Source organism: Paraburkholderia sp. GAS32, from assembly GCF_050434225.1.
Classification (GTDB): domain Bacteria; phylum Pseudomonadota; class Gammaproteobacteria; order Burkholderiales; family Burkholderiaceae; genus Paraburkholderia; species Paraburkholderia madseniana.
In genome coordinates this window covers 1-11,695 of record NZ_JBNPVS010000018.1, presented here as the reverse complement: position 1 = coordinate 11,695, position 11,695 = coordinate 1, and the positions used below count along the sequence as shown (strand labels likewise).

The window sequence follows — 11,695 nt, the reverse complement described above, 5'->3', positions numbered from 1 at the left end:
CCTCGCACGCCGCTTGCCGATATCCCGGCGCACATGCTAATCGCACTCTCCTCTCCCCCAGCATCGGGAATACCCTAATTTTAAACCAACTTATCAGTGTTAGGATCAAGTCATTGATTCGCACGGCACAAGGCATGGACAGTTTTTGCGCGGCGTAGGCGCGGAACGCACAGCCAGATCGTTGAAAACGGCAAACCGGCCTGGCCTGACACGCTCTCAAGGTAGGCATATACCTTGTATTTCGCATTCCTATATTTTTTACAGTCTTCGTAACAATTCGTCCGGCAACCCATCGGACCAACACGCAGGATAAGACATGAGCATCGTTCTCTTTGAAAAAGACGGCGCCGTCGGCGTCGTCACCATGGCAAAACCGCCCCACAACCTGCTCGACGATATCTTTATTCAGGAACTGCTCGCCGCATACAGCAGAGCCGTCGAGGAAGGGTGCCGATCGATTCTCCTGCGTAGCGGCATGCGCCACTTCTGCGCGGGCGCGGACGTGACAGCATTCGCAGCGGGCGGGCGACGCCGCGATCAGACTAACCTCGAGGCGCTGCTCGATGCCCTCGAGAATATCCGCATCCCTGTGGTAGCGGCCGTGCATGGCGGTGCGCTCGGCGGTGGCTTCGAACTGGCATTGACCTGCGACATGATCCTGGCGGCCGACACGGCTTTCTTCGGTATGGCTGAAGCGTCTCTCGGTCTGTTGCCGCTGCTCGGCGGCGTTCAGAGAGTCGTGCAGCGTGTGGGCGTGGCACGCGCCAAAGAAATGGCAATGTTCGGCCGGCGTCACGATCCGGCAGCACTCGAACGCTGGGGTGCCATCAACCTCGTCGTCGCCGAGGCCGAATTGCCGAATGTGTCGATGTCATGGGCCCGCCAGCTTGCAGCCGGCCCCACGGTCGCCCTGGGCGGTATCAAGAAATTGGCGAATCTTTCGGCGCGCCGTGGCATCGAAGGTGCCGATGCACAGCAGACCGAGGTGAACAACATGATGTGGGCAAGCGCCGACCAGAAGCGCGGTCTGCAGTCCTTCGCGAAGACCGGTCCGGGCTCCGCAGTATTCGAGGGGAACTGATCATGAACGCACCACTCGACGGGCTGAAAGTCATCGACTTCACACGCGTGCTCGCGGGCCCGCTGTGTACCAAAACACTGCGCGATCTCGGCGCCGACGTGACCAAGATCGAACCGCCCGGTGGCGACTCGGGCCGCGGAGGCGTGCCTCACATTGACGGGATGTCGGTCTACTATGCGCAGCAGAATGCGGGTAAGCGCAATCTCAGCATCGACCTGAACTGGCCCGAAGCACGCGAAATCGTGATCGACATGTGCCGCGACGCCGACGTCATCGTTGAGAATTTTCGCCCCGGCACGCTCAACCGCTTCGGTCTTGGCTATGAGCAGGTTCGCGAGTTTAATCCGGGAGTCGTCTACGTTTCCATCAGCGGCTATGGACAGACCGGGCCGTGGCGCAACCGACCCGCGTTTGCCCCGACGGTGCAAGCGGAAACCGGCTTGACCGACATTCTGCAACAGCACTACGGCGAATCGCTTTCTGAACTCAAGAACGATGCCTGCAGCCATGCGGATGTCTACACCGGCCTGCATGCCGCAATTGCGGTGCTCGCCGCAATCCAGCATCGCAACCGCACCGGGGAAGGACAGCACGTCGATGTCGCGATGGCCGCGACCATGCTCGCGGTCAACGAGCGCGCTGGCGCGCAACTGTCCGGGATTGACACACAGGGCGAGCCACCGGCGCTGAGCGCGCCTGAATCCCATATCTTCAAGCTACCGGACGGACGTCAGTTGACCATCGCCGCGAGTCCCATCTACTCGCCGATGTTCGTCCGCTACTGCTCCATGATGCGTCGAACGGATCTGCTGCTCGACCCGCGCTTTGCGACCGCGCCACTGCGCCGCCTGAACCTCGATGCCCTGCTGAGCGAAGTCCGCGCCTGGATTCTCACCTTCACCGACCTGGAGGAACTTCAGGCGCAGGTGAGCGAACAAGGCCTCGCTGTCGGTGTGGTCCGCAGCACGAATGACCTCGCGGAATCTGAGTGGGCGCAAGACTGGGGCGCGATTGTCCAGGTGGACGATCGCTCGGGCGGCACGATGCGCATGCCGGGCGTGCCATGGCGCTTCAGTAGCGCAACCTTGCCGCCGCCTGGCGTCCCTGCTTTCCAGGGCGAACACAACGTCGAGTTACTCGCCGAGCGCGACGTCGATCCCGCTTTGATCGAGGAACTGCGTCAACGCCGTGTGCTGCTTAGCCGCCGGAGCCTGCGGGGTGAATTCGATGAACCTTGACCGTACGCACGATGCGGCTGTCAAGAGCTGGCTTGCATCGGCCAATGAGCCTCACTGCGACTTTCCGCTGCAGAATCTCCCCTACGCGATCTTTCGCCGCAAGGGAGAGTCGGAGGCGTTTCGCGCAGGTATCGCGCTGGGAGACCAGGTCATCGACCTGGCCGCCCTCCTTCGCGAACGCTGCCTCAGCGGCCTCGCCATGCAGGCGGCCATCGCCTGCACGCAACCTTCGCTCAACGAGTTCTTCGCCATGGGCCCGGGCGCATGGCGAGCCTTGAGGCACGCCGCCTTCGCGCTTTTCGAAGCGCCAGCGGGAAACGTGTCGGCGACGCCTGATACCGACGTGCTGCGCCGGTGTCTCGTTCCGCAGGCGCTGGTCGAATACAGCTTGCCAGCCCGCATCGGCGACTACACCGATTTCTATACGTCGATCGACCATGCCCGCAACATCGTCAAGCTGCTGCGCCCTGACCCGGTACTGTCGCCAAACTTTCAGTGGATGCCTATCGCCTATCACGGACGTGTCTCGAGCATTGGAATATCCGGCGAGGAAGTCCGGCGACCGCTTGGACAACGACTTGCTGCGGGGCACAGCGTGCCTGAGGTATCCGCGTGTGCGCGGTTGGACTATGAGCTCGAACTGGGAATCTTCATCGGCGTTGGCAACCAGCAGGGTGAGCCGATTCCCGTCACGAGTGCCGAACAACATGTGTTCGGCCTTTGCCTGCTGAACGACTGGTCCGCTCGCGACATACAGATGTGGGAATCGACACCTTTGGGGCCGTTTCTCGCGAAGAATTTCGCTACCACAATCTCTCCGTGGATCGTCACCATGGAAGCGCTGGCGCCGTTTCGTCATGCGTGGGAGCGGCCCGCAGACGAGCCTCAACCGCTGACGTATCTCGATGCGCCCGCCAACCGCAGCGAAGGGAGTATCGACATCCAACTCGAGGTATGGCTGGAGTCCGAGCGGCAGCGTGCAAGTCAGGCACCTGCCGCACGGCTGTCGCACACGAGCTTCCGTCACCAGTACTGGACGATCGCGCAAATGGTCGCGCATCACACCATTGGTGGCTGCAATCTGCAGAGCGGTGACCTGCTCGGTAGCGGCACGATCTCGGGACCAACGGCCGCTGAGGCTGGCGCCTTGATCGAACTCACTGCCGCAGGAAAGACACCCGTCGCTCTGGGCAATGGCGAAACGCGCGGCTTCCTGGAGGACGGCGATGCGGTCGTCATGAAGGGTTGGTGTGAGCGGCCCGGATTTGCGCGCATCGGGTTCGGAGAGAACCGCGGAGCAGTACTGCCCGCGCGAACGGTGGTGTAGAAGCCGTTGCTGCACCATCGCGGAAACGCGGGCAACAACGCCCGCTCCCGCACTGAAACTGTCATGACACCGGCCAAACAGATCCGGGCATATCACCAAGGAGACACTTCATGAACTCGCTCTATGACGCCGATACGAACGCCTTGAGCGACGCATCCGAAATCACGCTACGACGCGCCTATTCGGCTTCGGAATGGAGAATCATTCCACTTCTCTTCCTGCTATGGCTGCTCGCGTGGGTCGATCGTGCCAATGTCGCGTTCGCGAAATTGCAGATGCTTTCCGATCTGCACTTCAGTGAAACGGTGTACGGCTTCGGTGCGGGACTGTTCTTCCTCGGTTATGTGGTGTTCGGCATACCCAGCACGACAGTTCAGCAAAGGCTCGGTGCAAGACGAACGATCTCCGTGATTGCCATCGGTTGGGGACTCACCAGCATTGCAATGATGTTCGTCCGTAGCGCGCCGCTCTTCTACTTTCTGCGGTTCCTGCTGGGCGCGTTCGAGGCTGGCTTCTATCCGGGCGTAATTCTCTATCTGAATCTATGGTTTCCAACGAAACGGAGAACCCGAAACTTCAGCATTTTCCATTCGGCCGCTATTTGTTCGACTGTCGCCGTAGGCCTGTCCGGCGGCTTCGTGCTGCAACATATGAGCGGCGTGTTGTCCCTCGCGGGCTGGCGCTGGATGTTTCTGGTGCAGGCAGCCCCCACCCTGCTGCTGGGCTGCCTCGTACTATTTGTCCTCTCCGATGGGCCGGAGACAGCGTCCTGGCTGTCCCCTGAAGAACGGCTGCTCATCGGGGCCGACCTCGCTCGCGACCGCAAACGCGCCTCTGCGGAAGTGAACCACCAGCGACCGCTGCTTGCCAATCCGGTTGTCTGGGTACTGGTTGCCGTCTATTTTTGCATCCTCAGTGCCAATACGGCGCTGAGCTTCTTCATTCCGACCATTCTGCGGGATGCGGGATTTGGTGGCTACACAGCGATCGGCAACGCTATCGCGGCCATCTGTATTCTTGGCGCTGTCGGCAACATTGCATTCTGCACATACGCGAGCCGTCATGGTGACCTCCGCTACCACTGCTCGATTGCCTCTGTGGTGAGCGTCGCGAGCCTGCTTCTGCTGGTACTCGTGTGGCACAGCAGTCGCACCGCCACCTTTGTGACGCTCGCCCTCGCGCTCGCAGGCACAGGTGCCGGCATCTCTCTTTTCTGGCAGATTCCGATGCGGTACCTGAAGGCTAGTGGGGCCACGGTCGGAGTGGCCTTCATCAGTTCGGTTGCGAACCTCGCAGGTTTTCTGACGCCGTGGCTTACCGGGTACGTACGGGAAGCTACCGGCACCTATACAAGTGGCTTTGTCACCGCTGCGTGCATGCAAGCATTGGCCGCGGTCATGCTCGTTGTGATCTTGCCTATTGCTTCCCGTAAGAATCAGCCTCTCCTTTCCAGTGAGGGATGATGCTGCCGCCCGCGACCGTACTACCCCGTAGCGAACCGATCGTTGCGCCGGATTTTAGCCAACCCGGCGTAACCCTTTAAGTCCAGAAATCGGCTTCCGTGCCCGGGCACTTGACACTCGCTGCGCAACGCTTCATACCAAATTAATAGCATTACTAAACGACTATATTTTTACCAATTATGGGCGCTCTCAATCATATCCGTGTGCTGGATCTCACCCGCGTGCTGGCCGGTCCGTGGTGCGCACAGACGCTCGCCGATTTCGGCGCCGACGTCATCAAGATCGAACGACCCGAAGTCGGCGACGACACGCGTCACTGGGGCCCTCCGTACCTGAAGACGCCGGACGGCGCAGATACGCGCGAGGCAGCCTACTATCTCGCCGCGAACCGCAACAAGCGCTCGGTGACCGTGGATATCGCGACGCCCGAAGGGCAGCGCATTGTCCGCGAGCTGGTCGCCCACAGCGACGTGGTGCTGGAGAACTACAAGGTCGGCCAGTTGAAGAAATATGGCCTCGACTACGCCTCGCTGAAAGAAATCAAGCCGGACATCATCTATTGCTCGGTGACCGGATTTGGCCAGACTGGACCCTATGCGCAGCGTGCGGGCTACGACTTCATCATCCAGGGAATAGGCGGCTTCATGAGCATCACCGGGGAGCGTGACGGCTTGCCTGGCGGCGGCCCTCAAAAGGCAGGGGTGGCGATCACAGACCTGATGACGGGTATGTACTCAAGCGTCGCCGTGCTGACTGCCCTCACCCATCGCGACCGTACCGGCGAAGGCCAGTACATCGACATGGCGCTGCTCGACGTGCAGGTCGCCATGCTCGCGAACGTTAGCTCGAACTTCCTCGCCAGCGGCCAGCCGCCGGTGCGCTGGGGCAACGCGCATCCGAACATCGTGCCCTACCAGACCTTCCAGACCAGCGATGGCTGGATCATCGTCGCGGTCGGCAACGACGGGCAGTTCCGGAAATTTGTCGAAGCCGGCGGCCGGCTGGAACTGGCCGACGACGAGCGCTTCGCCACCAATCCGGCGCGCGTGCGCAATCGCGAGACCCTGGTGCCGATTCTCGCGGAGATGGTCCGCGTACGCGGAAAGCATGAATGGATCGCTGCACTCGAAGCTGCCAGCGTGCCCTGCGGCCCAATCAACGATCTCGGCGAGGTATTCGAGAACGAGCAGGTGGTGGCGCGCGGACTGCAACTCGACCTGCCCCACCCATCCGGCGGCACCGTGAAGGTGGTGCGCAACCCGATCAACATGAGCGCAACGCCGCCTCAGGCGCTCATCCACCCGCCTCAGCTTGGCGAACATACAACTGACGTTCTGCGCGTCGTCCTGGGCTATGACGATGAACGAATCGCGGCATTACGCGAAAACTTGGTGATCTGAAGGGCCGTCCGGGTGCTGCCTCGATTTGTGCGCGGTGTCAGGCAGTGAAATGCCAGCACCGCGGGTTTTTGAAGTGAGCCGTTCCGCCGCTCAGGTCGCCAGGAGACCAACGGCACATTGCTGAATCAATATTTACCTATAACGCTTCGATGGGGAAATACATGGAATTGAGGAAGGCGATTTTTCTTGCGACCAGCGGACTGGCTAGCGCATCGGCCTGCGCGCAAAGCAGCGTGACGCTCTACGGTCTGGTTGATGCAGGTATCGGTTATGTGAACAACGTGGCCAGCCGGCCCGGAGCCATCGGTGCCCGCAAAATACAGGAAACATCCGGTGTCGGTGCCCCGTCCCGATGGGGCTTTCGCGGGGTCGAGGATCTGGGTGGCGGCAATTCCGCCATCTTCGTGCTCGAGAACGGCTTCAGCGTCGCCAGCGGCACGCTATTGCAAGGTTCACGTTTATTCGGCCGCCAGGCATATGTTGGACTGGTCAACAAGGATCTGGGGACCGCGACCTTCGGGAGACAGTACGACTCGGTCGTCGACTTCGTCGGACCTTTTGTTTCTTCCAGACAATGGGCGACTCAATATGGCGCGCACGTCGGTGACATCGACAATCTCTACACCACCTTCCGCATCAACAACTCCGTCAAGTACACCAGTCCCACCTATCGTGGGCTGGCCTTCGGAGGGTTATACGCCTTCAGCAATCAGGCTGCCGGTTCAGCTGGCACCGGCTTCTCAAACAATAGCGCATGGAGCGTCGGCGCGAGCTACGCAGCGGGACCTGTAACGCTGGGAGCTGGTCACCTGCACCTCTCAAGCCCTTCGGCCGGGGGTACGGGAGGAAGCAATACTGGCGGCGCCATCGTCGGCGATTACACGAGCGTCACCGATATCTTCTATGCACGTCCGGTCAAGACCCAGGACGTCACCGGCGCAGGCGTGGCATACCAGTTGGACGCAGCGACGCTGGGGTTCGCATATACAGTGGCCAAATTGCGGTACGTCGACCATTCGAGCTTTTCTCTTTCGAACTATGAGGCCAACACAAAGTACCAGATTACCCCGGCCTTTCTTGCTGGCGTCGCATTCATTTACAGCGACGGAAAGGTAGGTGGTGCCTCGAAAATAGCTAACATTACTGATGGGACCCACCCTCGTTGGGCGCAGATAAACCTGGGGGCGCAATACCTGCTTAGCAAAACTACGACAACGTATGTCGCCGCGGTCTATCAGAAGGCCCTGGGCGATGCCCTGACCGCAACGATCGACAGCGTGGGCGGTCCAACGGGCTCCAATTCGAAATACCAGCTCGCCGTTACCGCTGGCTTGCGCGTCAGGTTCTAGTACAGCTTCCCCGATAGCAAAGTTATTGCTATTCGAACGCGACGTCCCGTCAACCGACAATCGCCCGCAGAACCGACTGCGGGCGGGATCGACAGTCACTTACCCATCCGGAGTAAATATGAGTTCCCTACAAGACGCCCAACTGCTGGGGCGTGGTTTCTACTGGCAGGAGATTCAGGCCGGTCAGCGCTTTCGCACGTATCGTCGCACGGTAACCGAAACCGACCTTGTCAATTTCATCTCGGTGACCGGCATGCTCGAGGCCATTTTCATCGACGCGGACTACGAGCACGGCGCCATGCGTGGCCGTGCGGTCCCCGCTGCGCTGACGAGCGGCCTGATCGAAGGACTGTTATTCCAGACGATGATACAAGGCACCGGTCTGGCACTTCTGGATCTGACGTTAAAGGCTCACGGTCCGGTTCTCGTCAACGATTCGATCTATGGGATAGTGGAAGTCGAGGAAGTGAAACCCACATCCAAAAACAATCGTGCAGTCGTGACGAGCCGCATCGACGTGTTGAATCAGCGTGATGAGCGCGTTCTTTCATACACCGCGAAGCGGTTGCTGGCCGGTCGCCCCGCTTAAGGTCCGGAAGCACGGCACCGCCGTGCGTTGCTCGTCAACGCATCCGCGTCTTCAAGTCGTGCACCGTGATCGATCAGCTTTGTCGATGCAATTTCCCCCGAAGACGGGCCCAAGGCAGGGACACATCAGGCTACATCGTCGGGATGCAGACCGTTTTTGAATCCAGGCGCGAGTATTCCCCGTATATGCGGTCAGAGCCGTGCAATTACGCGTGGCAACTCTGGGGAGTGCACCATGAAATGCAAGCCTATGTTCGTCGCTGTCGCACTGTCAGCAGCCGTCTCTGGCGCCTTTGCGGCCAGCGACACGGTCATGGTCGGTGGTCAGGCGATGTATCCGAGCAAGGACATCGTGGACAACGCGGTCAACTCGGCTGACCACACCACGCTCGTCGCTGCAGTCAAAGCCGCGGGCCTCGTCGATACGTTAAAGAGCCCAGGACCGTTTACGGTTTTTGCACCAACGAACGAGGCGTTTGCCGCGCTGCCGGCTGGCACAGTCGACACGCTCGTGAAGCCTGAAAACAAGGCGACGTTGACCAGCATCCTGACATACCACGTTGTTCCTGGACGTTATGACTTCCGCAAGCTCGACCAGGCTATCAAGGCCGGTGGCGGCAAGGCGGAACTGAAGACAGTCAATGGAGAGCTTCTGACGTTCAGTGAAAACGGCCCGCACAACATCGTAGTAATGGATGCCAGTGGCCACACTGCCGACATATCGACCTACGACGTCACCCAGAGCAACGGCGTCATCATGGTGGTCGATAAGGTACTGATGCCGAAGTAAAAGGGCAAATGCGCACGACAAGAAGTGCGAATTCAGCGCAGCGTTGTCATTTTCGGCGCTGAGTCACGACTGACTCACATGTCTCGCATCTGGACGCAGCAAATGTCTGCCCTGTTCAGATGGGAGTAGCTGCTTGCGCTCCGCCGCTGCGCAATCAGTCAGACTTTAGCGGTATATGAGACTTCGGCGCTGCTAACGCACGGGTCGACATCACAGGAGAAATACCATGGACAAGTTGACGATGAGGGCTCTGTTCGCGCGTGTCGCTGTCGCGTCACTCTGCGCGTGCGCCGCGACGTTTGCGCAGGCTGGCGGGAATGGCAACGGTGGAAATGGCAGCGGCGGTGCTCACGGTGCCGCAACCGCTGGGATGACGTACCACGGCGAGCCCGTCTCGAGCCCGTGGAACCGGGTTCCTGGCGACATGAGCAAGAGCGCGGACACCACGAGTGGCATGAGCATGTCCACTATGCGCCACGAAGACAGCAGCATGTCAACGAAGACTGTCCAGTAAGACCTTTCAGAATTGCCGGCATGCGGCCATTCCAAGGTCAGGTCGCTCGCGAATTGGAGCTTCGGTACCTCCGTGGTGCTTCGGTTTTGGTGATATCGGCATCTTTCGTCTTGCCGGCGGCGCATCTGACTTCTGTCTCTGCGCCGCCTGCTTTGCCTGCGGTTTAGCCTCGGTGTCCTTATGCCGTGTATCCCGGACGTTTAAGGAGCGTGCTTTCCTTTTCAAACCTTATCGAAGCGAGTACACCATGCCTGAAAAAGCACTTCTTCGGGAAACGCCTTTACCTCGTAGCGGACCGGCAGATGCTCGGTAGGTTTCATCAGGTGCTCACACTCCTTAATCAGCTCGGGCCATGGCACGTAGGCTGATTGCTTAGGCTCGTGACGGAAAAGCACTACGATGTCTGTGGCTGGCAGTAAGCAGCGCGATGCATTGGTTTTCATCCTCGCTGCGGCATCGGTGCCGCGCGATTTGCGGCTTTCAGGCGTACCTGCCGAGCTAGCGCGGCCACGACGACGAAAGAGAACGAGATGAGCGAGCAGAACGACAGCCGTCCGCGGCTTGCCCCCGTGGGCGGATGCGAGCGTGTCCGTATCAATCGACGAGAAGCCAAGCGTCCCGTTTCCGGCCGTCTCCGAGAGCAAGTTCGATGTTTTGTCATGGAAGCGCTGCTTGACCCGCTGGGGCGAACGAAGGCAGTATCAGAGACGCGGCGCATTGCCATACCGGCGAACTGGCAGTGGACATGTACCTGCCGGAACCCAACTCCATCGGTGAGGAGACGTCCATGATAGAGGTGACGAATACGTACGACCTGCAGCTAGGCGTGAATCTGGAGTCTTACGCCGAATGGGCCAGGAAGGCGGCGGAAACGATTGTGCAGCAGCCAGGTCTGGTCGAACTTCGCGCGAACCGGAATATGCTGGGCGCCCCGCAGATTCGAACGACCACCTGCTGGAGGTCCACAATCGACTGGGCGACGTTCGCAGACGGGCCATGGCGCGCGCTGGAGCAAGAACTACGGACCTTCGCGACCAATTTCAAGGTCGAGATGTGGGGGCCGTCGCCGCTCCTGCAGACGCCACTCCGTCCGGACCCAACCGGCGGTGCTGGTGCATGAGCAGACCCACGCGCGTCGTCACTATCGAAACCGGTCGCGGCAGCAATAGCATTATCTTAAGTCGTGGAGCCACAGGCTCAGAAAATTAACGCACCCATTCGTTTGGGTGACCACATGCACCAGGCTTGCGGCTCCATCAGCCGAATTATCCAGCGGTTAGTATCCGCAACACGGCACTTCCATCGTCACCCCTGGTTCGGGTCAAACGGACATCTGGAAACCACGGGTCCCCGTGATATTCACGAGTGCCGCATCGACGGAGTAATTGTTAGGCCAACCAGCAGTCCTTCCGGAGAAAGAAATCGTGTGACCGTCTGACCCCAGGGTTCCTTCTTGTTCTTGATGAGAATTCGATAGCCTCGCGATTCCAGTTCCGCGGTTGCTCCTTCAACGTCCTCGACATCAAATTCGAGCCATGCCTGGGGAACGGGCGTGTTGTCCGGCCAGGAATCTTTGCCAAAGCAGGACTGTGCCGCCTGCTCGAGCGGCCACAAGGCAAAACTCTGAACTCCTTTCAGAGCCTCAGTATGCAGATAACCGCCCGGCTCCTCCTTGAATGAGATGTTGAACGTCTCACCGTACAAGTTTCGGCCCGCGATTTTATCGCGGACGATTGGTCCAAACCCGGCAACGAACAGGACCTTGATACGCTCAAACTCTTGCATGTGAACTCCTCCTTTGGCTGCAGATGCGGCAGGTGGTAGACGCGTTTCTGCCCGCTCGGGCCTATGCCCCCTTCTATGAGCAGGAAGTTGTCAAGGCCGCTTACAAAGCGTCGATCAATTTCTTCCGCATCTCCTTGCTAGAGCGTATGGCGGGGTCAAG

12 protein-coding genes are annotated in these 11,695 nt (G+C 59.7%); 10 read left to right on the top strand and 2 right to left on the bottom strand.

Annotated elements, in window-relative coordinates; all coding sequences use genetic code 11:
- Positions 1-316: 316 nt before the first annotated feature.
- The 9 genes from P3T25_RS21760 to P3T25_RS21720 all read left to right on the top strand — a co-directional run bounded on the left by P3T25_RS21760 (position 317) and on the right by P3T25_RS21720 (position 9,750).
- Positions 317-1,081 carry an enoyl-CoA hydratase/isomerase family protein gene (locus P3T25_RS21760; RefSeq protein ID WP_154560141.1) on the top strand — a complete coding sequence of 255 codons (765 nt, stop codon included), beginning with the start codon at positions 317-319 and terminating at the stop codon, positions 1,079-1,081.
- Between the two features lie 2 nt (positions 1,082-1,083).
- Positions 1,084-2,319 (top strand): CaiB/BaiF CoA transferase family protein, encoded by a 1,236-nt coding sequence (locus tag P3T25_RS21755; RefSeq protein ID WP_154560142.1) that lies wholly within the window; start codon positions 1,084-1,086, stop codon positions 2,317-2,319.
- Entirely contained in the window at positions 2,309-3,646 is a 1,338-nt protein-coding gene (gene fahA, locus P3T25_RS21750) for a fumarylacetoacetase (RefSeq protein WP_154560143.1), read from the top strand. Before P3T25_RS21755 ends, fahA begins: the two co-directional genes overlap by 11 nt.
- Before the next feature lie 110 nt (positions 3,647-3,756).
- Positions 3,757-5,109, top strand: a complete 1,353-nt coding sequence (locus P3T25_RS21745) for an MFS transporter (protein ID WP_154560144.1) — start codon at positions 3,757-3,759, stop codon at positions 5,107-5,109.
- A gap of 179 nt (positions 5,110-5,288) precedes the next feature.
- Positions 5,289-6,509, top strand: a complete 1,221-nt coding sequence (locus P3T25_RS21740; protein WP_154560145.1) for a CaiB/BaiF CoA transferase family protein — start codon at positions 5,289-5,291, stop codon at positions 6,507-6,509.
- 161 nt (positions 6,510-6,670) lie between these two features.
- Positions 6,671-7,858: a porin gene (locus tag P3T25_RS21735; RefSeq protein ID WP_154560146.1), complete on the top strand. Its 1,188-nt coding sequence runs from the start codon at positions 6,671-6,673 to the stop codon at positions 7,856-7,858.
- Positions 7,859-7,976: 118 nt separating this feature from the next.
- Entirely contained in the window at positions 7,977-8,447 is a 471-nt protein-coding gene (locus P3T25_RS21730; RefSeq protein ID WP_154560147.1) for a MaoC family dehydratase, read from the top strand.
- A gap of 234 nt (positions 8,448-8,681) precedes the next feature.
- A complete protein-coding gene (locus P3T25_RS21725) occupies positions 8,682-9,236 on the top strand; it encodes a fasciclin domain-containing protein (protein ID WP_154560148.1) in 555 nt (184 codons plus the stop codon).
- Between the two features lie 226 nt (positions 9,237-9,462).
- On the top strand, positions 9,463-9,750 hold the full coding sequence (locus tag P3T25_RS21720) for a hypothetical protein (protein ID WP_429358925.1): 288 nt from the start codon (positions 9,463-9,465) through the stop codon (positions 9,748-9,750).
- A 221-nt stretch (positions 9,751-9,971) separates the two neighbouring features.
- On the opposite strand, the gene P3T25_RS21715 is transcribed toward P3T25_RS21720, so the two are convergent.
- Positions 9,972-10,193, bottom strand: a complete 222-nt coding sequence (locus P3T25_RS21715; protein WP_154560149.1) for a hypothetical protein — start codon at positions 10,191-10,193, stop codon at positions 9,972-9,974.
- A 344-nt stretch (positions 10,194-10,537) separates the two neighbouring features.
- Between P3T25_RS21715 and P3T25_RS21710 the strand changes: the two genes are divergently transcribed.
- Positions 10,538-10,870 (top strand): hypothetical protein, encoded by a 333-nt coding sequence (locus tag P3T25_RS21710; protein WP_154560150.1) that lies wholly within the window; start codon positions 10,538-10,540, stop codon positions 10,868-10,870.
- A gap of 239 nt (positions 10,871-11,109) precedes the next feature.
- On the opposite strand, the gene P3T25_RS21705 is transcribed toward P3T25_RS21710, so the two are convergent.
- Positions 11,110-11,535: a VOC family protein gene (locus P3T25_RS21705; RefSeq protein ID WP_429358924.1), complete on the bottom strand. Its 426-nt coding sequence runs from the start codon at positions 11,533-11,535 to the stop codon at positions 11,110-11,112.
- Positions 11,536-11,695: the final 160 nt, after the last annotated feature.